The sequence below is a fragment of the Fischerella sp. PCC 9605 genome (assembly GCF_000517105.1).
In the GTDB taxonomy this organism is placed as follows: Bacteria; Cyanobacteriota; Cyanobacteriia; order Cyanobacteriales; family Nostocaceae; genus PCC9605.
Genome location: NZ_KI912154.1, coordinates 284,523 through 310,295 on the forward strand (window position 1 = coordinate 284,523; position 25,773 = coordinate 310,295).

Genomic DNA, 25,773 nt, shown 5'->3' on the forward strand with positions numbered 1-25,773 from the left:
TCATGCCTGAATTAGCAGCAAAGGATGTTCCAATAATTATAGAATCCATGCGTCCAGAACGGCTAACTAGTGCAAGAAGACTGCTATGCAGCAGGCAAAAAGCCTACAATGTAGCTTTTCAGCCTTTTCAATTCGCTGATGTTACCAGTCACGATCGCCAATGCGATCGCTCAGCAGTCTATTTTACCTGCATCAATCTTATATCATGCGTATTTTCACTGTACGAAAAATAATTTTTCGCACTCTACTCAGTAAGATCGAGTTTACGAATTTCACGGCAATACTTCCAAGTATCTGTTTTTCGCTAGACTAACAGTTAAGTCACTCATACCTAATTGTTGCGATTATGGAATCAATAATCGTGGTCGGGCTTGTCATCGGTTTTGTGCTGCTGTTTATGCCACGCTCAAAGTCATCATCGAAACCGAAAACCTGTAATTGCCCACTTTACGATACATGTCAGCATAAACAATCGATCGACAAAATTATGGCTGGCGATCGGGGAAATACTCGTGACTCAACTGACTAAAAGCGTCAAATATTTTGATGCAACTCAATTCAAGCATTCTTTACTACGAGACAGAAAGCCAAAAAGCCAATTTTATGAGCTTATTATCTTCTGCTTCCTGCTTTCTGCCTTTTCGTACTTATTTAACTAGTGCGATCGTTGTGCGGTCTTTGCTCAGTTTGCTCAGTTTGCTCAGTTTGCTCAGTTTGCTCAGTTTGCTCAGTTTGCTCAGTTTGCTCAGTTTGCTCAGGCGGTGCTTCCGCTGGCGGAGCAAGTTCAGCATCAGGAGCAATTTCTTCAACAGAAATTTTTTCTATTTCTTCTGCTACTGCTTCTGCTTCAGCAGCAGCTTCTTTAGCAGCTTCTACCAATTCAGGTGATGGAGGATGGGGTGGAATTGCTTCTGGTACGCTCTCGGTTTTGGCTTCTGTGTCTGTAGTTGCAGGTGTCTCTGTGGGTTGTTCTGTAGTGGTGACTGCTTCTGGTGGTTGTTCAGTTGTAGAAGTACGATTATCGGCAATCTCAACAGCTGGTTTTTCTGAGGGTTGAGGGGTTGCAGGTGTCTTTTTGCTTGTAGTCTGTTGTACCCGGTCTTTCACACCAGAGAAGATACCACCAATACTATTTTGTATCTGGGCAAGCCGCTGTGGAAGCGATAACTTAGTAGCCTGCTCCTGAATAGCCGTTTGCACAGTTTCCGCACTGGGTACTGGGGTTTGTTGTACCTTTGGTGTGAGTTGACGACGCAATGAAAGTGTTTGCCAACCAAACCAACCCAAAAGCGCCACACTTGCCACATGGCCCAGCAGAAGACCCCCTGTAATGCGTGGTGCAAACACCCATAACATTAACGCATAGAACAGACCTACACCACTCCAGATAAAATCATTCTTGCGGTGGATTTCCGGAAAAAAGAAAGCTGCTAGATAAATCGCTATACTACCGAGGCCGACTGCCAACGCCAGGACATGTGCCAGCATTTTGTGGTTTCTCCTTACTATGTCATTGGACTATGGATTGTTGGTCATTGGTCATTGGTCATTGGTCATTAGTCATTGGTCATTAGTTACCAACTACTAACCACTAACCAATGTACAGACGTGCCATGGCACGTCTCTACAACCACTAACTACTAACTACTAACCACTAACTAATTTTGCAGATTTTGCCAAAGATTGTTGATTTCAATACAAATTAAAATTAATTATCTGTGTAGATTGTGTATTTATACTCTATTCCCGAACTTTTAATGTCTTCTTTAGGGGAGAAGTGATGATCTCGAACTACCCTAAAGATAAAAGGATCTGGAAGAGTTAGCCAAAAACTTTATGACACTACAAAGCTTCGGTGTGATTGGGTTAGCCGTGATGGGGGAGAATATCGCTCTCAACGTTGAGCGTAATGGCTTCCCAATCGCAGTTTACAATCGCTCACGCGAAAAAACCGATAAATTCATGGCGGAGCGCGCTCAGGGTAGAAACGTCAAACCTGCTTTTACCTTGGAAGAGTTTGTCGCTTCTCTGGAACGTCCCAGAAGAATTTTAATTATGGTGCAAGCTGGTAAGCCTGTGGATGCAGTGATTGGCCAGCTCAAACCTCTGCTTGATGAAGGCGACATCATTATCGATGGTGGCAACTCTTGGTTTGAAGATACGGATCGACGCACGCAAGAATTAGAACCGGCTGGATTTCGGTATATTGGTATGGGCGTGAGTGGCGGTGAAGAAGGGGCGCTTAACGGTCCCTCTTTAATGCCAGGAGGTACTGAAAGCTCCTATCAGTATCTATCGCCAATTTTCAATAAAATTGCCGCTCAAGTCGATGATGGTCCTTGTGTGACTTATGTCGGTCCTGGTGGTTCTGGTCACTATGTGAAAATGGTACACAATGGCATTGAGTACGGCGATATGCAACTGATTGCTGAAGCCTACGATTTGCTGAAGAATGCCGCTGGACTAGATCACAAACAACTACACGAAGTTTTTGCGGAATGGAACACTACCGACGAACTCAATTCATTTTTGATTGAGATCACTGCCAATATTTTCCCCTACATTGACCCAGATACCAATTTACCTTTGGTTGAGTTGATTGTAGACTCAGCTGGACAAAAGGGAACCGGACGCTGGACAGTGCAGACAGCGTTGGAGTTGGGAGTTTCTATACCGACAATCACCGCAGCAGTAAATGCCCGAATTATTTCTTCCTACAAGCAAGAGCGGGTGGCTGCATCCAAGGTACTCACGGGCCCTTCTGGTAAGTATGATGGGCAAATTAAGGGCTTTGTCAACATGGTCAGGGATGCCCTTTATTGCTCAAAAATCTGTTCATACGCTCAAGGAATGGCACTGCTATCCAAAGCTTCACAGACATATAACTGGAATTTGAAGCTGAGTGAATTGGCGCGAATTTGGAAGGGTGGTTGCATCATTCGCGCTGGGTTCTTGAACAAGATTAAGAATGCTTTTAATGAAGATCCAGAGCTGCCTAACCTATTGTTGGCTCCGGAATTTAAGCAAACGATTCTTGATCGCCAAGCAGCTTGGCGCGAAGTATTGGCAACTGCTGCCAAATTAGGTATTCCCGCACCAGCATTTAGTGCATCTCTAGATTACTTTGATAGCTATCGCCGCGATCGCTTGCCCCAAAACCTCACTCAAGCTCAACGCGATTATTTCGGTGCTCATACCTACGAACGCATCGATAAACCAGGTGTTTTCCATACCGAATGGGTGCCCATTACTGAGAAGTCGTAGTCAATTTTCGTCCAAATTTCGGTAATCGTTACGCTAAAGCAAGGGTACAGCTACACACACTAAGCCTGCATAGACACTCCGGCTTCCCAAAGGTAAACAGGCTTAGTAGGGTGCATCTCATCTCTTTACCATCAGCAAAATTGGGATGCTTCCGCTTAATTCGTATAGCCCTAGGCTTTAGCCTGTGGGCTGTTTTCTTCTTAGTAATCATGAATTCGGTAAATTCTTTTTACCAAGATATTTAGCTCTTAATTCTTCTAATTCTTCATCTATTTTGCTGTTACCAGAAGATTGGCTTGCTGCTGATTGATTTGATGGCTTCGCTTGGTTATTTTGGGGTTTACTACCTAGGAATGTAGTTTTAACTTCTTCTAAATCTTTCTCTACTGGGTTCTTAACAAAAGCAGAACCAGATTTAGGCGGTAATGTAGTAATAGGTTTGACTGATAATGTTGGGTTATTCGGTAGTGAAGATTTTTTGTTCAAGTCTCTAAGAACTTCATCTGTTGTTTGGTAACGCCGTGCGGGAATGCTTTGTAGCATTTTGTCCAGAATACTGCTTAACTCTTCGCTTACCGGACTTTTCACGTATTGTCGCCAAATCCAAGTATCGTTGTTGATATCGTACAAATCAAAAGGCGATCGCTCAGTCAATAAATGCACACAGGTAGCACCCAAGCTATAAATATCACTAGCAAAAATTGCCTGTCCGCGCATTTGCTCAGGTGCAACATATTCTGGACTACCGATACTTGTACCAGTGCGGTTGAGGGCGGTGTGGGTTACAAATTTAGAAGCACCAAAGTCTACCAAAACTAGATCCCCCTCACGCGCTGTCATTCCTTCCCCCTTTTTTAAGGGGGGACTAAGGGGGGATCTGCGACGAATAATATTTTCTGGTTTAATATCACGGTGAATGACTTGTCTAACATGACAAAATTGCAACACCGACAATAAATCATTCAGCAGTTGCCGAATCTGTAATTCATTAAAAGCACCTTTTTCTGCCAATTCCTCTGCCAGATTTTGCCCATCAATAAATTCTTGTACGAGATACTGCCTGTCATCCTGGGTAAAATATGCAAGCAGTTCGGGTATTTGTGGATGTTTGCCCAGTTCATCCAAGCGCATTGCTTCTTGGTTGAACAACTCCACCGCTTTTTGCACGGTGCTGGTGCCTTGGGCTTGGGGGTAAAATTGCTTAATCACGCAACACGGTTTAGAGGGTTTATCCTCATCCACTGCTAAAAAGGTTCTGCCAAAACCACCCTGTCCTATGGGTTTGGTGGCGCGGTAGCGTTCTTTGAGAAGTAACTTAGAACCACAAGTTAGGCAAAACTTTCCATCATTCGTATTTTGGGGCTTGGGACAGTTGGGATTAAGGCAATAGCTCATGTTGAGGACTGACAGATATCTGTCTCTATTGTGCCCTGCTCTAGCCAGATAATGATGTGTGAAGTTTTGTCAAGGGCTGAGAGAGCGATCGCGCCATTTACCACATTTCTGATAGCTTAGGCATCGTCATTGTAAATATCTTCCTCTGGGTCGTACCACTCCTGAAATCCGGTTTCTGCGAGTTGCATCATTCCTAATGTTTCTAGTCTTTCTTCAATAGTCGCCATCAGTACCATCAATTCATCAGGTGCTAGTTGGAAAATAATGGATTTGATTTCTTCTACACTTCTTAAATTTGCTGTCATAATGTCTACTCCTTTATATTTCTAATCACATCGCCAAAGTTTAATAGTCTTGTCTTCACTACCACTAGCTATATTCAGTCGACATTCAGTGTTCCCAGTATTACTTTGTGGAAAATGCGATCGCTCCTATAAATTTTTGTCACCTCTCACAATATCCTGCAAGTGACTGATGAATATAAGCGTGAAATTTGGCAATTATTAGGCATTACTGACCATTAAGGATGTAACAATCTACCTTACCTTCCCCACCCTCTTTGCTGCCAAGGTATAAAGTAGGGGTGGGTTATTCACAATCTAGAGGAAAATCTGTATGGCAACTTACCAACCCGATCCAGAAACAGTCGCAACCGAATCTATCTCTACCGACGAACTAATCGATGAAATGGTGGCAAGTACTACAAGTATCAACCATGTAGAAGTAATCGAAAACGTTATTAACACTTTAGAACAAAATGATAGTGCGATGGTTAGCCATCCTTCAGAGGGTGGTTATCTCTGGAAATTTACCTACGGTACGGTGCAAGTATTTGTTCAACTCACGGGGACAACGGATGAAGATACCATCACAGTATGGTCTTCGGTGCTAAAGTTGCCTGCCAAAGATGAACCCAGACTGATGAGGCAATTATTAGAGATGAACTGCTCTAGTACTTTTGAGTCTCGTTTTGGCATTATTGAAAATCAGGTGGTTGTCATAGCGACACGCGCCCTAGCAGAATTGTCTGCTGGCGAAGTCTCACGCCTAATTACCGTTGTGGCAACGATCGCCGATAACAACGATGAAGCTTTACAATCAGAGTTTGGTGCCGCTTAAGTAATATTAGATTAGATATTTTAGATGGGGTCTGCTGCATACGAATGGATAGCAAGCAGATTTGGCGACTAATTCCTTTACTAAAAGCCACTGGTAAAGTCCAGATGGCTATTGATCGGTGGTTGTTAGAACAGCATCTGTCGGGACAGCATCCCCCGACTCTGCGGTTCTATACTTGGTCGCCACCCGCTATTTCTCTTGGCTATCATCAAAAAAAATATCCAGAACATTGGCAGTATCTGACTTGGCAAGGTGAAAAAGTAGATTTGGTGAGGCGTCCTACGGGTGGGAGAGCAGTTTTGCACCAAGGCGATTTGACTTACGCTGTCGTGAACTCTGGACTCAATGGTAGTCGTGTTGAAGCATACCAAAAAATCTGCGAGTTTTTGATTCTAGGATGGAGTCAACTTGGCGTAGACTTACATTACGGTGCTGCTGGACGAGGTTATATCCACAATCCTGACTGTTTTGGTAGTGCTACTGACGCAGATTTAGTGACGGTGGATGGTTATAAACTCATTGGTAGCGCTCAGTTGCGACGTAGTGGGGCAATTTTGCAACATGGTTCTATGCGTTTGCAACCAGATACAAAATTATTTACTGAGGTATTTGGTGCTGAGTCATTTACAAATGTGCAACTTCCTCAAAACCTAAGTATTGAAAAGATTATCACTGTTTTGATAGCTGCTGCTAGTGATTGTTTTGGTATAGAGTTAGCTGTGCAACCACTTTCTGAAGATGAATGGAAAGCAATTTTGGCACTACCACCTTTGTTGTGAATCTGTGCTGATTAGAGTCCCAACCATTCTTTAATTTCCCGAACTAGCCATTCGCGTTCAACATCGCTGAGTTCAGGACTAAATGCACCAAACTTGTATTTTTCAGCGCCAGCTTCAATGCTTACTGCCATTAGTGGTCTGTTATTAACAGCAATTGATTCACTGCTGACATGAACATGGTGAATAACCGAAGTCTTGCCTTGCCGTTTTCGATAGCATTGACCAAATAATTCCCATTCCATAAAAAAGTAATTATGGTTAAAACGAATATAAATTTCCCCAAACGCAGGCAAAATCAACATGCTCAGTGGAAATAATCCAGCTATCCAATGCAGTAATAAAAAAGGATGGAAAGCACCCTTCGTAAACAAAATTAGAATGCCATACCAGAAACTCACAAAAAATAGTAAAAAAGTATCGGAAAATTGTATTCCTCGCGCTGGAATTTTTATCTCTAGGCTTCTGGCTGATTTCTTGATTTTAATCCGGCTACCGTGGGGTTGAGAAACTAAAGAGGATGATTGAGAAGTAATGCGACTATTGAGAGTTTCTAAAGCTTGACTGGCTGTTTTGATGCGTAGGTCAACATCTGGTTCTGTAAGAGCTTCCAGCCAACGGATAAAATGAGGACTTAAGGTAGTGCGATCGCTAAATTGAATCCGCATATTTCGCTGCGGTAAATCGGCGGGTGGAGTACCTGTAACCAAATGAATTAAAGTCGCTCCTAAAGCATAAAGGTCAGAGGCCGGAACTGCTCGACCACCAAATTGTTCCATTGGTGCATATCCGTAAGTACCAACTACCGTAAATGTGGCTCCTTGCGCTGTGGCTCTGTCTTGCACTGCTCCAAAATCAACTAAATAAACTTGTTTATCTTCACCCAAAATTAAATTACTTGGTTTTATGTCCCGGTGGAGAACTGGTGGAATTAGTGAGTGCAAATAAATTAAGATTTCTAATACATCAGTGGTAATTCTTCGCACTTGTTCTTCAGAAAATTTCTGCCTTTGATTCAGCAAATCTTTTAAAGATGAACCAGGAATGAATTGTTGAACTAGAGCAAACCAAAGGATACGATCGTCAATGGAAAAATAATCACGATACTTGGGAATGCGGGGATGGTTAAGTTGCTTGAGTACATCAGCTTCCCGCTCAAACAGTTTGAGGTCGTCCCACTGTACTTGATCGCCAAATGCTAGAAACTTGACTATCACTGCTTCTGCTGGCTGAGTTGCTAAATCCTCTGCTAGCCAGGTTTGACGACCCGCATTCTGTCCTAATTTTTGTTTGAGTTGGTAGTGAGACTCCTGCGGGGTCGCTACGCGAACACGCAATACTTGTCCAACCTCTAGCATGGGTAACTACTCCTGAAAAGGACTTGATACTAATGTAACTATTATCGATCTATGTAATAGTAAATACACTGTTATCCAAAAGATAATATCTATAAAATATTCTAGCCAAATTTCAATTGGTCGCTAAATAAATTTGGCAACCATAACTAGCTACAAACACATCATTTTAAAATTCATTATATATATACAAACAAATGATTAAAAAGTTTACATTAACGTAAAAACTCTTATCTTAAAAAATCTCATACTTATTTATGATTAGTTATACTAATAGGTAATTTATTGCTGATACAAATATAAATCTTGCTAAAAAATCTTCTAGCATAGATATTTTGTTGGAGTGGAATTTTCAGAAAACACAAAATATCAATTATAGTTTTAGTCAATTTAAAACGATCGCGAACCTATAAACTATCGCTGTCAAGGTACAACCTTCAAACTCAAATTTTCTTTGTGTCTTAGTGCCTCGGTGGTTCAAAAATAAATTTTATTAACCACCAAGACACTAAGACACCAAGTAAAATCAGTAGAACTGTAGCGTGGTCGAAGTTGCAGCGTACGCTACTTTCCTCCCTAACGACATTTATCGTTCGGTCTCTACAATGACGACAACAATCTGATATTTCTTCAGCCGAGGGTTAGAATCCTCGGTTTCTTCGATCTCTTTCATCACCAATTTCCGATTAGAGACGCTAGCTATGTCGGTTACCTTTTGCGGGTTTATTTTTTTTAAAGCTCCATTTGGAATCTTTACAATTTGATGATTACCTAAGTCTACTCGTACCATTTCGACGCCAAGAGGAATAATACTTGGTTCAGTATCGACTACAGTACCTTCTTCTCCTTGGTATTGGTTCATGAAAGGAAAATCATCTACGACCACGCGATCACCAGATTTAAACCTATCGCTCATAACTGGTAACACCTCCTGCCTTCAGTATGCTTAAGCCATCATTCAGTGTTATTTCCGATTTAAATTAGAAAAAAATTCACTCCCCTCTAATTTAAAGTTAAAAAAATTTTTTGAGGAACTTGTGAGGATTACGACCAATAACAACTCTACTTTACAGCTAGTGAGTTATCACACCCATGAAAAAGCATGGTATCAGCATTGACTAGAAGTTATGGAGGCGATCGCACCCCATAGCATTTAACTCTCTTGGAAATTTACAAGAATTGAAGAAATAGCGATCGCCTTGCTTCCAAGAGAACCAAAAAAGCTGATTGCTTATCAGCAGGTGAGCGATCGCTCCTCGGAATTCACCATCCACCTTGAGACAGCATTGGGAAAAGTAGTTTAGTCAGCTGGTTGTGGGGAAATCGCTGACACGCTACTACGTTTATGAATTTATGGTTGACTTCGCAATTACCTGTAGCTGCAACCCTTGCGGATAAATTCCTTCCTCTTTGATTCGTTTAATTTCCGCTTCTGTTATTCGCAAACCTAAATTTTGTGCGATCGCACGCACGATGTCCCCCCGGTCAATTACACCGGCGACAGCACCCGCAGGCGAAAGTACAGTAACACGGGATAGCTTTTCATTTTCCAACTTGTTAATTACTTCAGCGATATTGGTTGATTCCTCAACAGAGGGAATTTCTGTCAGGGGATGCACGATACTTTCTAGAGTCCTGGTTTCCCAGTCACTTCGTTCCACTGTTCGCAAGTCGTCAATAGAAACCATACCTCGGTAACGTCCATCTGACTCGGCAAAATAAACCTGTGAAGGGGTGGTTTCCAGTAAGTACAAATCGGCAAAGGAACGCAAGATCTGGTTGGCATCGACTATGCGAAAGTCGCGAGTCATGGCGTCACTTGCCTTTAGCTTCAGCAAGGTTTCTTGCAAAATGGTGACGCGGTCATAACTGGTAGCGTTGCGGATACCAAACCAACCTAATAGAGCAATCCATAAGCCAGTGACTAACTCACCTGTTAAGTAATCTACCAATAAGCCTAAGGCGATCGCACTATAACCTAAAATTTGCCCTGCTTTCGCCGCCCAGCGTACAGCTTGAAAGCGATCGCCTGTGGCTTTCCATAGTGCTGCTTTTAACACCTGTCCCCCATCGAGAGGCAAGCCAGGAATTAAGTTAAATAGCGCTAAAACTAAGTTAATTCGCGCCAAATCTCCAACCATTATCCGGAGCGGATTTGTATGAGGTAATACATTAGAACCGAGACGCAGCAGAAAAAACAGGGCGATGCTAACTGCTGGCCCGGCGATCGCTACTTGAAATGCTTTGCCGGGAGTCTTGGATTCTTCTTCAATAGCAGCAATACCACCAAACAGAAATAGAGTGATCGAGTTAACTTTAATGCCTTGCGATCGCGCCACCAAGCTGTGACCCAATTCGTGTAACAACACTGAAGCAAACAGCAGTAACGCCATGACAATCCCAGCACTCCAAGCTAAGGCAGTTCCCAATTCCTGGTAAGCGACGCCAAAATTGAGGGTTGCCAGCCCTAAAATCACAAACCACAAGGGGTCTAAAAACAGCGGAATTCCAAATAAAGACCCAATTCTCCAATTTGTTTGCATTCTTATTTCCTAAATTATGAGAGTTGTTAGTAGTTAGTAGTTAGTAGTTAGTAGTTGGTTATTTCCCACTAACCACTAACCACTAACAGTCACCACGAGAAATATATTTATTTATGCTGAACGACCTAATTTCTAGAATAGACAATTAGAACCAGCCATTAAACCTCAAAAACAAAAGCAGCAGACAAACTACTCCCAAATTCGCCAGGAAGAATCAAAAACCTGCTGCCTTGATGTATTGCTTGTAGTATGCTAAAAAATCAAATCTACAGAACGCCCAAGTTAGTCAATCCCAAAACGGCACCAACGCCGAGTATGTGACCGGCGGCCATCGCCGCAAGGAACGTGGCGACACTGGGATTGTTGAAGACTGAAGGGAAAGGCAAGGGCATCTTACGACCAACGTGAGGATACCAAACGACGCGGGGAATAATCAAAAGACACAACAGACAAGCGCCGGTTATATATAAAAATTCCGTCAAGCCCCATGTGGGAGTCCTGGGAACAGTGCTTTGGACTGCTAATAAGATTGATGAAATCATGATTCTTTCTCCTGCATGGATCAATAGATTTAGCTGTAGAAACACGAAATTTTATGTGAAACTTCGTGTCTCTACAGCCACGTCCATGCTCTATCCGATTAGGTGGCGCTATCTTCCTTCTCCAGGAAGGTTAACTTTTCTTTCCTTGGTTAAGGTGAAAATCGCCAGAGAAAGAACTTGAATCGTTTTTTTAAGTTTTGTAAACTTAGAGTGTTAATTTAACGACTCTAAATACGACCGATATTAGTCAGTCCCAAAACAATACCAATGCCGATTACATGACCGAAAGCCATCGCGGCGATGAATGCAGGAACACTCAAAGGAAGTGCGGGCATCTTGGGGCCAACTGTGGGCTTTTCAATCTTAAAAGTTAGCAGCACAGCAACTAAGCAGCTGATGCTGATAATCATCGCTACTTTGGGAGTCCACTCGGGTGTGGCGGGAACTGTGGCAGCAGCTGCGAGTAAAATTGATGAAATCAAGCTTTTGTCTCCTATAGAAAAAATCTGATGTAGACCACAAAAATTATAGAATTGCCAGGGAAAAAACGAACTTTTTGTATTGCTAAAAATCTCTGAAATTTTTATGCGGGTTAAAATTTGCGGCATTACTCAACCACAGCAGGGGAAGGCGATCGCTGATTTTGGTGCAACAGCATTGGGATTTATTTGCGTTTCCACTTCACCCCGTTACGTTACTGCTAACCAAATTCGGGCAGTAGTGGAACAACTAGCAAATCAGATTGACAGTATAGGTGTATTTGCCAATACATCCATTGCAGGAATCAGTCAGACCGTTGCTGATGCTGGGTTGACTGGCGTTCAGCTACACGGAGATGAATCACCAGAATTTTGCCAACAATTGCGTGAACATCTGCCTAAGGTGGAAATTATTAAAGCTTTGAGAATACGCGCAGCAGCAGATTTGGACAAAGCAACTGTGTATAGTCTCAGTGTAGATACACTATTACTTGATGCCTATCATCCCCAGCAGTTGGGTGGTACAGGCAAAACCTTAGATTGGAAAATGCTGCAACAGTTTCAACCTAGCTGTCCTTGGTTTTTAGCAGGGGGACTAACGCCGGATAATATTTTAGAAGCTCTCAGTCAAGTTAGTCCCAGCGGTATTGACTTATCTAGTGGAGTAGAAAGTGCACCTGGGGATAAGGATTTAGATAAAGTTGCCAAGCTGTTTGAGAAGCTGCGGTTAAATTATGAATTATGAGTGCTGAATTATGAAGCAAAAATTCATAATTCATAATTCATAATTCATAATTTTTAAAATATTGCTGCTTGGTGGCGAATCAAGTTGAAGAATTCTTCACGGGTTTTATGTTCTTCTTGGAAAACACCTACCATTGCACTGGTGACAGTCCAGGAACCTGGTTTTTGCACACCCCGCATCACCATGCACATGTGGGTAGCTTCAATAACAACAGCAACACCCTGAGGTTCTAGAATAGTCTGGATGGCTTCGGCAATTTGGCGAGTTAGCCTCTCCTGTACTTGCAAACGGCGGGAATACATCTCGACAATGCGGGCAAGCTTACTCAGTCCCACGACTTTTTGATTGGGAATATAAGCAACATGAGCTTTACCCATAAATGGCAACATATGGTGTTCGCACAGGCTGAAGACATTGATATCTCGAACTAACACCATCTCGTTATGTCCTTCGTCAAAAATCGCACCGTTAACGAGTTCATCTAAGGACTGATTGTAGCCACTGGTCAGAAATCGCAATGCCTCTGCCACGCGCTTTGGTGTTTTCAGCAGTCCTTCACGTTCCGGATCTTCTCCTACACCCAGCAGTAGTGTCCGCACAGCGTCCGTCATCAGCTCCATTTGTTCTTCTTGCGGTGGGTGCAAGTCTGGTTCTCGCCCGTCATGAGTGTTGCGATCGGGTCTAATGGCTTCTGTTAAGTCGGGAATCAAAGGAGATTGAAAGCGATTGGAACCGTTAGAACTAGCAATAGTCATGGTCTTAGTCTTGGATAGTTTTTGAAATAAATGACTGTGCGATTAAAGAACGCCAGCACTGGGCATGAGAGTTAACTCATCAACAACTGCCTGTTGCGGTAACAATGCAGTGTATACAATTGACTCAGCAACAATTTCTGGGGTTAACATTTTTGAGCGGTCAAACTCGGCATGGACAGTTTCTTGATCCCAGATTTCGGTATTAACTGCACCGGGACAAATGGCAGTGACGCGGATGCCGTGGAGGCGTTCTTCTTGTGCCAAAGTTTGAGAAAGAGCCAAAAGACCGGCTTTGCTGACGCAGTAAGCTCCCCAATTGGGAAACGCTTGTTTGCCAGCAATCGATACAAGGTTGATGATTGTGCCTCTGTTGCGATCGCGCATTCCTGGCAAAATCCCCAGGATGCACTGAAACACGCTAGTGAGATTTAAATCTATCACTCGCTGCCAGTCAGACAAGGGAGTTTCACTCAAACTGGCGGTGTAACCCATGCCAGCATTGTTGACCAAAATATCTATGTCGCCAAAGTCACGGGCGATCGCTTGGATTTTTTCCTGCACTTGGGATACACAAGCTAGGTCAACAGAATATGCTTTCGCATTCACTCCTGCGTGCCGAGCTGCTTCTGCTGTTGCTGCCAATTTCTCAACAGAACGACTGACTAAGGCAACATCTACTCCCGCTTTTGCAAATGCCAAAGCTGCTGCTTTGCCAATTCCACTGCTTGCCCCTGTAATCAGAGCGCGTTGTTTCTGCTCAAAACTCATGCTTTTTTCCAATTCTTTGGCAAATGAAACCGCATCATCACCTGTTTATTCAAACTTTCAGATTTGCTGCCAATATTAAACAAATCTAAAAATCTCATTAATGTTGTTTGACAACTGCTACAATCCATAGCCATTATGGGCATATTGTCGGCCAAGTTTTCTCCAGTATAAAACTTGGGATGTTTGCCTTAAAAACAAGGTTGCACCCTGAAATTTGTTCATAAATACAAAACAAATCTCTCATTAGTTTGAGTAGATTTGCCAATAATACAAACGCCTATGGCTGAGAAGATTGTTAAAAATCTTTAAGTGCCATAGGCAATTATAGCATTGCTGTTATGCTAAGCAAGGATTTCAGTCTTATGAGTGGGCAACTTCGGTAAAAACACCAATCTTGCGAAATTTTTCATAACGAAGTTGACGGCGTTCTTGAGGGGTTAAGCGCCCCAACTCGTCTAGGTTATCTAAGAGAGCTTGTTTGAGAGTTTGAGCAGCATTGAGAGGCTCAGAATGAGCGCCACCGACGGGTTCAGTTAAGATCTGGTCAATAATGCCGAAATTTTTTAGATCGTGTGAAGTCATTTTTAATACCGCCGCTGCTTGAGGAGCTTTAGTGGCATCTTTCCACAAAATCGCAGCACAAGCTTCGGGGGTAATAACGGTATAAACAGAGTGTTCAAACATCAACAGGCGATCGCCAACACCAATACCTAACGCTCCACCAGAACCACCTTCACCAATCACCGTGCAAATAATCGGTACATCCAAGCAAAACATCTCGCGCAAATTGTAGGCGATCGCTTCTCCTGCACCTTGTCGTTCGGCTACCACTGTCGGCAAGGCTCCTGGCGTGTCGATAAAAGTTAAAATGGGCATTCCAAATTTGTTGGCGTGTTCCATTAAGCGCAATGCCTTGCGATAGCCACCAGGGGTAGCCATACCAAAATTACGGGCAATATTGTCTTTTGTATCACGCCCCTTTTGATGACCCAACATCACTACAGGTTGCCCTCCCAAACGAGCAACACCACCGATTAAAGCCGGATCGTCCGAACCACAGCGATCGCCATGCAACTCCATCCACTCATCAGTAATCGCCTGAATGTAATCAAGAGTACTGGGACGGCGGGGATGGCGAGCGACTTGCAGTCGCTGAGATGGCGATAGACTACCGAAAATTTCCTCACGCAGTTGCATAGCACGTGCTTCTAGTTGACGAATTTGACTAGAAACATCGACGCCATTTTCTTCTGCAAGTTGACGGATTTGCTCAATTCGGTTTGCCAGTTCTGCCAACGGCTTTTCAAAATCCAACAGTAGTGGTTTGCGCTCAGTAGTAGCCATAAGTTAGGGAATAGGAAATAGCGATCGGGGATTGGGGATTGGGGATTGGGGATTGGGGATTGGGGATTGGGGATTGGGGATTGGGGATTGGGGATTGGGGACTGGGGATTAGGGACTGGGGATTAGGGCTTAGGAACTAAGCCAGATTCTTCCCCTATACCCGATCCCCTATACCCGATTCCCGATCCCCTATCCCCAATCCCCTATCCCCGTTCCCTATACCAGCAGCGGTCTAAAACCGTGTTTTACCGACACCTGACCAATCTGCTCCATCTTTTCTACGGTAATCTGATTGCGTCCCCAAGAGAAGTTCGTATGCAACTTCTCAAACTCCAGCAGCATTGATTCTGCAAAACAAGCAAACAACTGCCGTTCTGGAACATCCATATTGACGATTTTCATAATTTTCCAGTCAATATCAAGAGAATGCTCGACAATGCCACCATTAAGGACATACACGCCAGGATGCTGAATTTTAGTTCCCAGATTCTTGGGATAGCCTCCATCAATCAGCAAGCAAGGTTGTTTTAGCACTTTAGGCTCAATTTCCACACCTTTAGGCATACTGGCAACCCAAACTACAATATCAGCTTGGGGCAGCGCTTCTTCCAAAGCCATGATTTTTCCACGCCCAAGTTCTGCTTGCAAATTAATGAGGCGTTCTTGGTTACGGGCTATAAGCAGCAGATCTTTTACATCTGTTTTCGCATCTAACCAACGACAGACCGCACTGCCAATATCTCCAGTTGCACCACAAACGGCAACAGTAGCTTGTGACAGTTCAATTCCTAATTGTTTCGACGCTTGTTCTACCTGAGCGCAAATAATGTAAGCAGTGTGCGTATTTCCGGTGGTGAAGCGTTCAAATTCTAGTTCAACGTTGCGGACTTGCTTGAACTGCTCTAAATTGAAGTTTTCAAAAATAATTGAGGAAAACCCCCCTAAAGCCGTGATATTGATATCATGCTTTTGAGCAAGGGCCATAGCATTGAGGATTTTGCGTGTAGCTGCTTTGATCCGGCGGGTTGCAAGCATTTCCGGTAAAAAGCAAGACTCTACATACTTCCCTTCTATTTGCTGCCCAGTTACGCTGGTAACTGTAATGCGATCGACAATTTGGGGCGGGGCGCTGCACCAAAAATCTAAACCTTGATCGGCATATTCTGGGTAGCCCAATTCTCTGGCTACCGCTTGTGCGTGTTCTAAACTAGTAAGATGTCCGATTAGACCAAACATTCTATTAGGTGTGTGCGCTATAAAAAGCGTGGTGTAAGTGGGAAAGATATTACTATCCCTTAAAAATACTACACAAAGCGTAAGATTAGACTGCACTGGGATAGTGATTCACACCAAGACAGGGGATTGGGGATTGGGGATTGGGGATTGGGTAAAAATAAGTCAAAAGTTAAAAGCTAAAAGTAAAAAGAAAGAATTTTTTCTTTTACCTTTTTACTTTTTACTTCTCCAGTTCCTTTGCCCGATGCCCCTTGCCCATTACACTATGCCCATTGCCCGATGCCCCTTGCCCCATGCCCTAGTACCTAGTCCCTAGTCATCGCTCCGCTTCACGCGGCTCTCAGTCCATAGGCAGACAGACGCATAATGTCGCGGGTGTTAAAGCCAATATTACTTAAGGCTTCTCCGTACTGAATCATAAAGTCTTCTACCAAAGCTTCTTTTTCCATTGCCAAGGTCTGGGCATCGTCGGCGACTTGGTTGAGCATTTTCCAAACAATGGGAAGATTTTGGCGATTTGCTTCTTCTAGTTCAGCTTTAGATTCTTCAAAGTGTTCTTTTAACCAAACTTCACCAAAATTCAGGTGACTATATTCATCTTTGACAACACCTTCCGTAATTTTACGGGCAAAATCGTCAGCGACAGGAATGTAAATGTTGTATGCGGCGATCGCAAAACATTCGATAATCAAAGATTGAATCAGCAAGCAAGTAACAATTTTGCCTTCAGACGCTGCTATTTGGAAATTTTGATGTAATTCGGCAAAAAACTGCTGGGCAAATTCCATATCTGGTGTTACTTGGAGATTGCGTCCGCAGGCTTCAAATCCCTTTTTATGGCGACTCTCCATTTTAGATAAACGAATTAGTTCATCTTTGTTTTCTGGCAGCAGTTCAGCGAGTTTGAGGTAGTTGTCATGGGCTTCTTTTTCCCCTTCAATAACAATTGCATTAATGCGGCTATAGGCGTCTTTGTATATTTCGCTCTGAAAATCAATTTGAGGCTGATCTGCAAGCTGCTGCATTGTATATCCACTCCTGGATGTGTGAAAAAATTGATCTCAAAATCCATCTAACCCTACGAGTCTAGGGCAATGGTCATCACAAGTTCCAAGATGCCCAGAGGGCGACTCCCGGGGGTAATGTAAAGCTATGAAGTATGGAGATTAAGGGGAAGGGAAGCTTTCCTTTGCCCATTTCCCTTTAACCTTTTCCCTAGTGCAAGTGCTACCAACTGAACCTCCATCTTTACATCCCTTATCGTTCATCCTTATTTTTGGTCACTATGGTTTAATTTAACTTAACAAGTAACTATGTTATAGATTAGCTTTTGCTGGGGGCGTTAGCGTAGCTACTCCGGAAGGAGACTCGCTCTAGTAAAAAAACAAATGGTTGGAATTTAATCATATCTATGTCCAAACCACCTTGGAATCTTAAGTATTCTATTTTATTGAGTCTAGCAATACTGTTATTAGGAGCATTGATTGTCTTGCTGCCCCTTTTTATAGTTTTTCTGACATCTTTGGCACCATCTGGGACTACTCCCACACTTGTTCCCAAAGATGGTTGGTCTTTAGCTAACTACCGCGACGCTTGGCAGCGAGGGAAATTATTGCTGGCATTTGCTAATTCTACCTTAGTAGCTTTATCTGTCACGGGCTTTCAGATCGTGACTTCAGCATTAGCAGGTTATGCCCTAGCAAGGCTGATATTTCGAGGAAAACAAGCAGTGCTGTTGATTGTGTTGGCAACATTGGTAATTCCCTTTCAATTGCTGGTAATTCCTATATTTTTAGTCTTAAAGTGGGGGCACTTAATTAATACTTATTGGGCATTAATTTTACCAACTGCTGCTAACGGTTTTGGTATTTTCTTATTGCGGCAGTATTTCTTAACTGTTCCCGTAGAGTTAGAGGAAGCAGCAGCAATAGATGGAGCAAATCGATTGCAAATCTTATGGCAGGTAATGTTGCCTTTGGCACGTCCGGCCTTAGTGACGCTGTTTCTATTTACCTTTATCGGTGAATGGAATGACCTATTTAAGCCATTGGTATTTACCACACGACCAGAATTAAGGACAGTGCAGCTAGCCTTAGCAGAGTTTCAAGAGCAATTTACAAATAATTGGCCCTTATTGATGGCAGCAGTAACAATAGCTACTTTACCAGTATTGTTGCTATTTCTCCTGGGTCAGCGTCAATTGATTCGCGGTATCGCTACAACAGGGATTAAGAATTAGGGATTGGGGATTGGGGATTGGGTAAAAATAAGTCAAAAGTTAAAAGCTAAAAGTAAAAAGAAAGAATTTTTTCTTTTACCTTTTTACTTTTTACTTCTCCAGTTCCTTTACCCTTTGTTGCCAGTCGCTACAACCCAACGGCAGGTGCTACCTGCGGAAGCCGCTGCGCGTCTACAAGTCGGCGAAGCGCAAGGGCGCACTGCCACCCTGCACCGAAGCCGCCCTGCGGGCGTCTCTACGGGAACCTCCAAGGGCGCTTACGCTCCCCTTTTCTCCTTCCCCCTCTTGTTTTTCCGATACCCATTGCCCCTTGCCCATTGCCCATTGCCCCATGCCCTTTGCCCAATTCCCGATTCTCTGCAATGCTCGATATCAAGATTGAATTAATTTATACAGAAACTTGGTCTTGTTTTTTCTATTTATACCAGTATTACTAGCTATACCGATTTTAGATTTTAGAGATTAGATTGGGTTGTATCGATTTATGCCCTTCTCCCTCTTAGCTAGCAATAACTCACATATTTCTTAACAATTAACAGGTGATGTCTGAAATTTGTGTTTGCTTGTCATCAATTCTCAACAATTCCTGATTGTAGGTATTGCGAAACAATCGCTTGAACTTAGACATCAGATATTAGATCAGAGATTGTAAATCTGCCCGCAAGACGCATACAATCCTGTCGCTTAGTTTAAGCGATTGCAAATTAAATTTATAGCTACTATGACAAAATTCACTTCATCCATCGCCAATTGAAACCTCCCAATCCAAAATTGATTTGTATCCTGGTAATGGCATAGCTAGCTAATAACTAGCCAGTTCCTTCTACTGGTGTGTCTGTTAAACTCAGCTAGTAAACAGTAAAACCCCATGAGTAACTCTCCCAATCGCGATTGTAAATTCCAAACCCTCCATAGCAACAAGCATTTATGGTTGCTGATCTTGAGTCGTAGTGGCATTGCTGTCAGTGGAATTTTGCTATTTGGACTTGCAGGTGGTGCTTGGCGGTTGTGGAAATTTATCCACAAAGAGTTAACGCCATTGGCACAAAAAAGTCTTACCACTACGCTTAATCGTCCGGTTCAATTGGGAGAAGTTAAAGAATTTTCGCTTGTGGGGGTAAAGTTTGGGGCTTCAGCTATTCCAGCAACACCTACAGATCCAGACAGTGTTGCAGTCGATGCTGTGGAGGTGGGCTTTGATCCATTGCAGTTACTGTTTAGGCACAACCTGAAGCTAGATGTCACCTTAGTCAATCCTGATGTTTACGTCGAACAGGATGAACAAGGGCGCTGGATTACGACGACCATAGCGAAGCCAGGTAATGCCCAACCGATTCAAACTGATTTGGATAAACTTCGGTTTCGCAATGCCAATGTGGTGTTAGTTCCGAATAGTCAGAGGATAACAGCAGGGGTAGTAACAGAAGACACGGCGAAACTCCCCCCATCTCCCCCTCCTCCACTCTCCTCCTCCCCGGTGGCATTTTCACTGGTAAATGGCACTGCCCAATTGCGAGAAGATAACCAGGTGATTAGGTTGGACTTAGCAGGACAACCTAGCAGTAGTGGCAGTGTTTCTTTGAAGGGAGATGTAGGTCTAAAAACACTAGCAACCAATTTACAAATACGAGGGCAAGACTTAGTAGCCTCTGATGTTACTCGCTTGGTCAAGTTACCACTAGCGTTACAGGCTGGTCAAGTCAGTGGTGACTTACAGATGCAGTTCCAGTTAGGACAAACTCAGCCGCCTTTGTTGTTTGGTAATGTAGATTTGCAAAGGGTTCAGTTTCAAGTTCCCCGAGTACCACAACCCTTTATTAATTCCCAAGGAACTCTTCGCTTCCAAGGAACGGAAATCAAACTCGATAGTGTCACTGGCAGTTACGGCAAAATCCCGCTAGTAGCTAATGGTGTTATCGACACCAAAACTGGTTACAAGGTGGCAGGGGGTGTTAATGGGGTAAATGTAGCTGATGTCCAAGAAACTCTCAAGCTCAAACTACCTGTACCTGTAACTGGGGAAGTCAAAGCAGATTTGCAATTTGTGGGAAAACTGACCCAGCCGATTCTTTCTGGTGTTGTTGTGGCCAGCAAACCAGCCCGGGTCGACAAAGTTGATTTTGATAGCGCCAGTGCTAAGTTTGAGTTTTCGCCAAAAGATGCTGTAATTGCTTTTAGAGATATTCAAGGCAAAGCGAAAGTCGGTGGTGAGGTTACTGGTACTGGCACGGTTGGGTTGAGTACAACTCCCCAGTTGAATTTTAATTTAACCGCAAAGAATGTTCCTGGAGATGCGATCGCTCAACTTTACAATTCCAAACCTTCGTTCCCAGTTGGTACTGTCTCGGGAACAGCCCAACTGACTGGTACTGCTGACAACGTTAAAACAACAGTGCAATTCCAAGCACCGCAAGCCCAGTACCCTGCTACTGGTGAAGTCGTTGTTAATGGCGATCGCAGTTTTTCTTTTCGCAATGTAGTTGCAAGTGTAGCTGGTGGCACAGTCCAAGCTGCTGGCAGTTGGAATAACCAGGGCTGGCAAGCAGTAGCCGATGCTTCGCAAGTACAGGTAGAACGCTTTGTCAACCCCAGCCAACTGCAAAATATATCTCTCAATGATGCCCACTTCAACGGTCGTCTCATCCTCTCAGGAAACTCCGCTCCTTTTAAAATAGCTAGCATTCGCACCCAAAATGCCAAAGTTAAAGTTGCGGGTGGTACGGTAGCAGTTTCTAAGATTCAATTCGAGGAAAAAAGCTTTTCCACCCAACTTGTAGCAGATGGTGTGCGGTTAGGGCGTTTGTTCAAACAGTCTCCCCCTGCATTAAAACCAGCATTACAAGGATCATTAGCAGGTACATTCCAAGTATCAGGAAGAACAGATGCTTTTGACCTGAAAACCCTCCGTAGCAATGGCTCAGCACGCTTGGCAGTCGGAGATGGGAAGGTTACTGCTGCAAATATCCAATTGGCTAATGGAGTATATCAAGCGCAACTGCAAGCAGATAACGTGCCAATGCAACAGTTAACACAAGTACCCGAGCAATTTCGTGGTAGGTTAACTGGTCAGTTCAACGTCGCGGGTTCTGTAGAATCTTTCCAGCCGCAGAATATTCAAGCTAACGGTCAGGCACGTGTCAAGATTGGTGATGGCACAGTTAACGCTGTGAAGATCCAAGTTGCGAACGGTCGCTATCAGGCACAACTGCAAGCAAAGAAGGTGCCGTTGCAGCAACTAGCAAAAGTACCCCAACAATTTAACGGTAACTTAGATGGTCAGTTCAAAGTTGGGGGTTCTGTAGAATCTTTCCAGCCGCAAACCATCCAAGCTAACGGTCAAGCACAACTCAATGTTGGTAGTGGCAAAGTTAAGGCTGCAAATATCCAAGTCGCTAATGGACGCTATCAGGCTGTACTTGATGCTGCGGGTGTAGATTTAAAGCGGTTTTCCCAGCAGTTGCAGGGTAAGTTGGGTGGCAAGGTACAAGTTGCAGGAAATCTGGGCACTTTTAATTTAGCTGATGTGCGTGCGGCGGGTCAGGTGCAGTTTTCTCAAGGTCTGGCTGGCATTGATCGACCGCTGACAGCGGTTGTTGGCTGGAATGGAGAAAAGTTGCTCGTTAAGCGAGCAACTGCCCCTGGTTTAAAAGCCAATGGTTACATATTAGCCAGCACCAATCTCGGTAGCATACCGGAAATTACTGAGTTAAATTTAAATGTCCAAGCACAAAATTACAATCTGCAACAGTTGCCGCTCAAGTTGCCCAACGAAGTAGATTTGGCAGGAAAAGCTGATTTTAGCGGACAAATCAGAGGTAAATTACCAGTACCAAATCTGACAGGGCAACTGGCACTGAGAGATTTAACGGTTAATCAGTTTGCTTTTGAATCGGTTTTAGCGGGAAATGTTCAATCGGCGCAAGGAAAAGGTTTAAATTTGAATGTCACAGGTAAGCGTGACAAAATTGCCCTTAACCTAGATGCGAATAATCGCCCCAATTCTTTTGCAGTGCAATGGCAACAAGCTGCGGCAACTGGTCAAGCACAGGGTGATAATCTGGCGCTGAAAGTAGAAAGCTTTCCTTTGCAGGTGTTGAATTTACCTGTGCCTGCAAATACTTTTTTGGGTAATGGTAATGTTGCAGGCTCATTAAGCGGAGATTTTCAGATTAATCAGAAGACTTTAGCTGTAGCGGGAGGGATGGCGATCGCTCAACCACAAGCTGGTCGTATTAAAGGCGATCGCTTGCAGGCTCAGTTCCGCTATGAAGATGGTAAGACAACCCTCACTGATAGCGCCTTCATCAAAGGCAAAAGTCGCTATGCCTTTGCTGGTACTTTCACGCCAGCAGCTGCAAAACCCCAAATCAAGGGCAAACTCACAGTCAGCCAAGGTGAAATCCAAGATGTTTTAACAACTCTCAAATTATTTGAACTAGAAGATTTCCAACGCGGTACTGCTGGATCGAGCTATGGCAGTGCTAGCGACCTCAAAACTGTATCAGTAGGTTTGCCAGACCAGCCTATATTAAATCAAATTCAACGCTTTTCAGAAATTAAAACACTGCTAGCACAACAGCAACAACAACAGCGCGATGCTTCTTTGTTACCAGAGTTAGCAGATTTAAAAGGAACTTTCAATGGTGAGGTTGCTGTCGATACTGCCACGGCTAACAAACCGTCAGTGCAGTTTAATTTGAATGGTCAAAATTTTGTCTGGGGACAAGAAGACGAACCAGACCGTATGTATACAGCACAGCAAGTTATTGCTCAAGGTAGTTTTGAAAATGGTGTTCTCAGGTTACTACCTTTACGGATCGAGTCTAAAGACAAGCTAATTGCTTTCACTGGCAATATTGGCGGTACAGGACAATCTGGTCAGTTACGGGTAACAAATTTTCCTTTAGAGGTGCTGAGTAACTATGTGAAGCTGCCAGTTGGTTTGACCGGTAATATCAACACTACAGCAACTTTAGCAGGTAGCATAGCCAATCCTCAGGCAAAAGGGGAATTGCAAATTACAGATGGAACCCTGAATCAAAAAGGGATAGAATCAGCGAATGCCAGTTTCAGCTATAACGATGGACGTCTGAACTTTGGTAGTAGCGTCATGGCTGCTGGTTCCGAACCTGTTACTATCACTGGCAGCATCCCTTACAAGTTACCTTTTGCTTCGGTAAAACCAAATAGCGATCAAATTAATCTAGATGTCAAGGTAAAAAACGAAGGATTAGCAGTATTAAACTTGTTGACCGATCAGGTTGCGTTTGAAAAGGGAGAGGGAGAAGTCAACGTAACAGTGCGAGGAACGAAAGAACAGCCACAGGTCAATGGTATAGCTAGTATCAAGGGTGCAACCTTTTCTGCTCAGGCGTTACCAGAAAAGCTGACTAATGTGACAGGAAAAGCCCAGTTTGATTTTGACCGCATCAAAGTAGAAAGTCTCCAAGGCAAATTTAGCAAAGGCAATGTAGCAGTCAAAGGAGAACTTCCTATTTTTAGTGATTCACAAAAGCAAACAGATAATCCCCTCAACGTTTCTCTCAATCAGTTGGCTGTGAACTTAAAGGGACGGTATCAAGGAGGCGTTAGTGGTAACTTGGAGATTACTGGTTCTGCCCTTAACCCCCTCATTGGCGGTAATCTGCAACTGACTAATGGTCAAGTTTTAATCACAGAATCGGCTAACAACGCTATTAACGCTGCCAAACAAAGTCAAGATGTTACACTCGCAAAAGCAACCAAGCAAGGGAAATCTGAAGTTAGCAAAACAGTAACACGGTTTAAAGACCTACAGCTTGTACTTGACAAAAACGTAGATGTTGCCCTGCCACCGATTCTGAGTTTCAGAGCTACTGGTACTCTCAGTGTCAACGGTTCACTAAACAATCCAGAACCTGAAGGAACTATTAAACTACGGGGTGGAGACGTGAATTTGTTTACTACCCAATTTAACCTTGCCGGTGGCTATGAACACAAAGCTACTTTTAGAGGAAATCAAAACCCCGATCTGGATATCCGCTTAATTGCCAAAGTACTAGATGTTAATCCTTCACAGGTGACAAACTCACCTCTATCCTCTGAAATCGACGATGGAATTATTAGCTCTTTTGAACCTGTAAATACTGTTCGTGTCGAAGCCAGAATTGATGGCCCAGCCAGCCAACTCGACCAAAACCTGGAATTGAGAAGCACTCCTCCCCGCAACCAAACAGAAATAGTTGCCTTACTTGGGGGTGGTTTTGTGGAAACGCTAGGACGTGGCGACAGTACGCTAGGGCTTGTCAACTTAGCAGGCTCAGCTCTAAATATTCAGCGAGCTTTTAATCAGATTGGCAATGCTTTTGGTTTAAGTGAACTGCGTTTGTTTCCTACTATCTCTTCTGATGGTACAGAATTTACAAGGAGAAATTTCTCGATGGATCTGGCTGCTGAAGCTGGGGTTGATGTTTCCCGTAATTTTTCTTTTTCTGCTCTCAAGATTTTGACAAGCGACAAACCACCTCAATTTGGTGTTAACTACCGTATTAATTCTGAAATGCGTTTGCGTACTTCCACAGACTTATCTGGTGATAATCGAGCAGTCTTGGAGTATGAAGATAGGTTTTAGTCATTAGTCATTTTCCCATTCCCTTTGGTTGTGGAGATCCCGAGTTCCCCATGTAGACGCCCGTTAGGGCAGCTTCTCGTAGAGTAGCCCTCCGGGTACTCTACGGGAAATCGCTGCACGCTGGGAGTGCAGGGTAGACACCAAGACACGAAGAAAACTTATTGTTTGGGATTGCACCACCGAAGGGTTAGCTAGTTGCCTAACGATTTATACTTTCTCCGAACTCTGAAGATTTCCAGTTGGAAAGAGGGTGAAGTACCCCACCATATAGACGGATGGGGCTTCGCGTCTCGCTCGCCGCAGCTCTGTTGGGTGTATCTATTGCTAGATACCCGGAACTAAATCCGGTCTGAGTCTTACACAGCGTCTCTGGTGTTTTTTACCTTTATCTAGCTATTTGTTCACCACAACTGCTTTCTATACTAGATAACCGCAAGCTGTACAAATACTAGAACCCGCGCAGCCGCCCTGCTTCCCAAGGCAGTTATTCCTTTCTTGTACATCCCTGTGTGGCTTATCTTTTACCGCAGAGCGTAATCGTGCGAACCAGTGACCGGGATCTTTCCCCCTTTCTCACGCTCTTAGTCGAGGCCGTGCGTATTA

General features: G+C 43.6%; 22 protein-coding genes. 7 read left to right on the forward strand and 15 right to left on the reverse strand.

Features of this window, described 5'->3' with window-relative positions:
* Positions 1-2 precede the first annotated feature (2 nt).
* The gene (locus tag FIS9605_RS43680) at positions 3-233 is read left to right on the forward strand and encodes a hypothetical protein (protein WP_155960673.1); all 231 of its coding nucleotides are present in this window, start codon (positions 3-5) and stop codon (positions 231-233) included.
* Positions 234-651: 418 nt separating this feature from the next.
* On the opposite strand, the gene FIS9605_RS39580 is transcribed toward FIS9605_RS43680, so the two are convergent.
* Positions 652-1,488, reverse strand: a complete 837-nt coding sequence (locus tag FIS9605_RS39580) for a Ycf66 family protein (protein WP_082209956.1) — start codon at positions 1,486-1,488, stop codon at positions 652-654.
* Positions 1,489-1,836: 348 nt separating this feature from the next.
* On the opposite strand from FIS9605_RS39580, the gene gndA reads away from it, so the two are divergent.
* Positions 1,837-3,264: an NADP-dependent phosphogluconate dehydrogenase gene (gene gndA / locus FIS9605_RS0135395; RefSeq protein ID WP_026736692.1), complete on the forward strand. Its 1,428-nt coding sequence runs from the start codon at positions 1,837-1,839 to the stop codon at positions 3,262-3,264.
* Positions 3,265-3,471: 207 nt separating this feature from the next.
* Here the strand turns inward: gndA and FIS9605_RS0135400 are convergent, their stop codons facing one another.
* Together FIS9605_RS0135400 and FIS9605_RS0135405 are read right to left on the reverse strand one after the other, a co-directional pair.
* Positions 3,472-4,659 (reverse strand): serine/threonine-protein kinase, encoded by a 1,188-nt coding sequence (locus FIS9605_RS0135400; RefSeq protein WP_026736693.1) that lies wholly within the window; start codon positions 4,657-4,659, stop codon positions 3,472-3,474.
* 116 nt (positions 4,660-4,775) lie between these two features.
* On the reverse strand, positions 4,776-4,964 hold the full coding sequence (locus FIS9605_RS0135405; RefSeq protein WP_026736694.1) for a hypothetical protein: 189 nt from the start codon (positions 4,962-4,964) through the stop codon (positions 4,776-4,778).
* Positions 4,965-5,274: 310 nt separating this feature from the next.
* Here FIS9605_RS0135405 and FIS9605_RS0135410 point away from each other — a divergent pair, with 310 nt between their 5' ends.
* Positions 5,275-5,778, forward strand: coding sequence for a YbjN domain-containing protein (locus FIS9605_RS0135410; RefSeq protein ID WP_026736695.1), 504 nt, complete (start codon positions 5,275-5,277; stop codon positions 5,776-5,778).
* Between the two features lie 44 nt (positions 5,779-5,822).
* Positions 5,823-6,557 carry a lipoate--protein ligase family protein gene (locus tag FIS9605_RS0135415; RefSeq protein WP_026736696.1) on the forward strand — a complete coding sequence of 245 codons (735 nt, stop codon included), beginning with the start codon at positions 5,823-5,825 and terminating at the stop codon, positions 6,555-6,557.
* A gap of 11 nt (positions 6,558-6,568) precedes the next feature.
* Here the strand turns inward: FIS9605_RS0135415 and FIS9605_RS0135420 are convergent, their stop codons facing one another.
* The 6 genes from FIS9605_RS0135420 to psaK (FIS9605_RS0135440) form a co-directional block, all read right to left on the reverse strand.
* Entirely contained in the window at positions 6,569-7,912 is a 1,344-nt protein-coding gene (locus FIS9605_RS0135420) for a serine/threonine protein kinase (RefSeq protein WP_026736697.1), read from the reverse strand.
* 583 nt (positions 7,913-8,495) lie between these two features.
* Complete coding sequence (locus tag FIS9605_RS0135425; RefSeq protein ID WP_026736698.1) at positions 8,496-8,825, reverse strand: hypothetical protein; 330 nt, start codon at positions 8,823-8,825, stop codon at positions 8,496-8,498.
* 202 nt (positions 8,826-9,027) lie between these two features.
* Positions 9,028-9,183, reverse strand: a complete 156-nt coding sequence (locus tag FIS9605_RS43685) for a hypothetical protein (protein ID WP_155960674.1) — start codon at positions 9,181-9,183, stop codon at positions 9,028-9,030.
* Positions 9,184-9,252: 69 nt separating this feature from the next.
* The gene (locus tag FIS9605_RS0135430) at positions 9,253-10,452 is read right to left on the reverse strand and encodes a site-2 protease family protein (protein WP_026736699.1); all 1,200 of its coding nucleotides are present in this window, start codon (positions 10,450-10,452) and stop codon (positions 9,253-9,255) included.
* Positions 10,453-10,718: 266 nt separating this feature from the next.
* Complete coding sequence (gene psaK / locus FIS9605_RS0135435; RefSeq protein WP_026736700.1) at positions 10,719-10,994, reverse strand: photosystem I reaction center subunit PsaK; 276 nt, start codon at positions 10,992-10,994, stop codon at positions 10,719-10,721.
* Between the two features lie 227 nt (positions 10,995-11,221).
* A complete protein-coding gene (gene psaK, locus FIS9605_RS0135440; RefSeq protein WP_035140818.1) occupies positions 11,222-11,473 on the reverse strand; it encodes a photosystem I reaction center subunit PsaK in 252 nt (83 codons plus the stop codon).
* Positions 11,474-11,579: 106 nt separating this feature from the next.
* Between psaK (FIS9605_RS0135440) and FIS9605_RS0135445 the strand changes: the two genes are divergently transcribed.
* Positions 11,580-12,218: a phosphoribosylanthranilate isomerase gene (locus FIS9605_RS0135445; protein ID WP_026736702.1), complete on the forward strand. Its 639-nt coding sequence runs from the start codon at positions 11,580-11,582 to the stop codon at positions 12,216-12,218.
* Positions 12,219-12,271: 53 nt separating this feature from the next.
* Here FIS9605_RS0135445 and folE read toward each other — a convergent pair whose 3' ends face one another.
* The 5 genes from folE to FIS9605_RS0135480 form a co-directional block, all read right to left on the reverse strand.
* Positions 12,272-12,973 (reverse strand): GTP cyclohydrolase I FolE, encoded by a 702-nt coding sequence (gene folE, locus FIS9605_RS0135450; RefSeq protein ID WP_026736703.1) that lies wholly within the window; start codon positions 12,971-12,973, stop codon positions 12,272-12,274.
* A 42-nt stretch (positions 12,974-13,015) separates the two neighbouring features.
* Positions 13,016-13,741, reverse strand: coding sequence for an SDR family oxidoreductase (locus tag FIS9605_RS0135455; protein WP_026736704.1), 726 nt, complete (start codon positions 13,739-13,741; stop codon positions 13,016-13,018).
* Positions 13,742-14,101: 360 nt separating this feature from the next.
* On the reverse strand, positions 14,102-15,085 hold the full coding sequence (locus tag FIS9605_RS0135465; protein ID WP_026736705.1) for an acetyl-CoA carboxylase carboxyltransferase subunit alpha: 984 nt from the start codon (positions 15,083-15,085) through the stop codon (positions 14,102-14,104).
* Between the two features lie 216 nt (positions 15,086-15,301).
* Positions 15,302-16,321: a long-chain acyl-[acyl-carrier-protein] reductase gene (locus tag FIS9605_RS0135470; RefSeq protein ID WP_026736706.1), complete on the reverse strand. Its 1,020-nt coding sequence runs from the start codon at positions 16,319-16,321 to the stop codon at positions 15,302-15,304.
* Positions 16,322-16,650: 329 nt separating this feature from the next.
* The gene (locus tag FIS9605_RS0135480) at positions 16,651-17,346 is read right to left on the reverse strand and encodes an aldehyde oxygenase (deformylating) (RefSeq protein ID WP_026736708.1); all 696 of its coding nucleotides are present in this window, start codon (positions 17,344-17,346) and stop codon (positions 16,651-16,653) included.
* A gap of 386 nt (positions 17,347-17,732) precedes the next feature.
* Between FIS9605_RS0135480 and FIS9605_RS0135485 the strand changes: the two genes are divergently transcribed.
* A complete protein-coding gene (locus FIS9605_RS0135485) occupies positions 17,733-18,560 on the forward strand; it encodes a carbohydrate ABC transporter permease (RefSeq protein WP_026736709.1) in 828 nt (275 codons plus the stop codon).
* 171 nt (positions 18,561-18,731) lie between these two features.
* On the opposite strand, the gene FIS9605_RS43690 is transcribed toward FIS9605_RS0135485, so the two are convergent.
* A complete protein-coding gene (locus FIS9605_RS43690; RefSeq protein WP_155960675.1) occupies positions 18,732-18,923 on the reverse strand; it encodes a hypothetical protein in 192 nt (63 codons plus the stop codon).
* Between the two features lie 505 nt (positions 18,924-19,428).
* Between FIS9605_RS43690 and FIS9605_RS0135495 the strand changes: the two genes are divergently transcribed.
* Positions 19,429-25,170: a translocation/assembly module TamB domain-containing protein gene (locus tag FIS9605_RS0135495; protein ID WP_026736710.1), complete on the forward strand. Its 5,742-nt coding sequence runs from the start codon at positions 19,429-19,431 to the stop codon at positions 25,168-25,170.
* Positions 25,171-25,773: the final 603 nt, after the last annotated feature.

Bases quoted from the DNA above. Each gene is read 5' to 3' on its own strand.
- FIS9605_RS0135445 (WP_026736702.1), top strand. From the start codon at position 11,580: ATGCGGGTTAAAATTTGCGGCATTACTCAACCACAGCAGGGGAAGGCG.
- FIS9605_RS0135465 (WP_026736705.1), bottom strand. From the start codon at position 15,085: ATGGCTACTACTGAGCGCAAACCACTACTGTTGGATTTTGAAAAGCCG.
- gndA (WP_026736692.1), top strand. From the start codon at position 1,837: ATGACACTACAAAGCTTCGGTGTGATTGGGTTAGCCGTGATGGGGGAG.
- folE (WP_026736703.1), bottom strand. From the start codon at position 12,973: ATGACTATTGCTAGTTCTAACGGTTCCAATCGCTTTCAATCTCCTTTG.
- FIS9605_RS0135430 (WP_026736699.1), bottom strand. From the start codon at position 10,452: ATGCAAACAAATTGGAGAATTGGGTCTTTATTTGGAATTCCGCTGTTT.
- FIS9605_RS0135455 (WP_026736704.1), bottom strand. From the start codon at position 13,741: ATGAGTTTTGAGCAGAAACAACGCGCTCTGATTACAGGGGCAAGCAGT.
- FIS9605_RS39580 (WP_082209956.1), bottom strand. From the start codon at position 1,488: ATGCTGGCACATGTCCTGGCGTTGGCAGTCGGCCTCGGTAGTATAGCG.
- FIS9605_RS0135470 (WP_026736706.1), bottom strand. From the start codon at position 16,321: ATGTTTGGTCTAATCGGACATCTTACTAGTTTAGAACACGCACAAGCG.
- FIS9605_RS0135400 (WP_026736693.1), bottom strand. From the start codon at position 4,659: ATGAGCTATTGCCTTAATCCCAACTGTCCCAAGCCCCAAAATACGAAT.
- FIS9605_RS0135485 (WP_026736709.1), top strand. From the start codon at position 17,733: ATGTCCAAACCACCTTGGAATCTTAAGTATTCTATTTTATTGAGTCTA.
- FIS9605_RS0135480 (WP_026736708.1), bottom strand. From the start codon at position 17,346: ATGCAGCAGCTTGCAGATCAGCCTCAAATTGATTTTCAGAGCGAAATA.
- FIS9605_RS0135405 (WP_026736694.1), bottom strand. From the start codon at position 4,964: ATGACAGCAAATTTAAGAAGTGTAGAAGAAATCAAATCCATTATTTTC.
- FIS9605_RS0135425 (WP_026736698.1), bottom strand. From the start codon at position 8,825: ATGAGCGATAGGTTTAAATCTGGTGATCGCGTGGTCGTAGATGATTTT.
- FIS9605_RS43680 (WP_155960673.1), top strand. From the start codon at position 3: ATGCCTGAATTAGCAGCAAAGGATGTTCCAATAATTATAGAATCCATG.
- psaK (WP_026736700.1), bottom strand. From the start codon at position 10,994: ATGATTTCATCAATCTTATTAGCAGTCCAAAGCACTGTTCCCAGGACT.
- FIS9605_RS0135410 (WP_026736695.1), top strand. From the start codon at position 5,275: ATGGCAACTTACCAACCCGATCCAGAAACAGTCGCAACCGAATCTATC.
- FIS9605_RS0135495 (WP_026736710.1), top strand. From the start codon at position 19,429: ATGAGTAACTCTCCCAATCGCGATTGTAAATTCCAAACCCTCCATAGC.
- FIS9605_RS0135415 (WP_026736696.1), top strand. From the start codon at position 5,823: ATGGATAGCAAGCAGATTTGGCGACTAATTCCTTTACTAAAAGCCACT.
- FIS9605_RS0135420 (WP_026736697.1), bottom strand. From the start codon at position 7,912: ATGCTAGAGGTTGGACAAGTATTGCGTGTTCGCGTAGCGACCCCGCAG.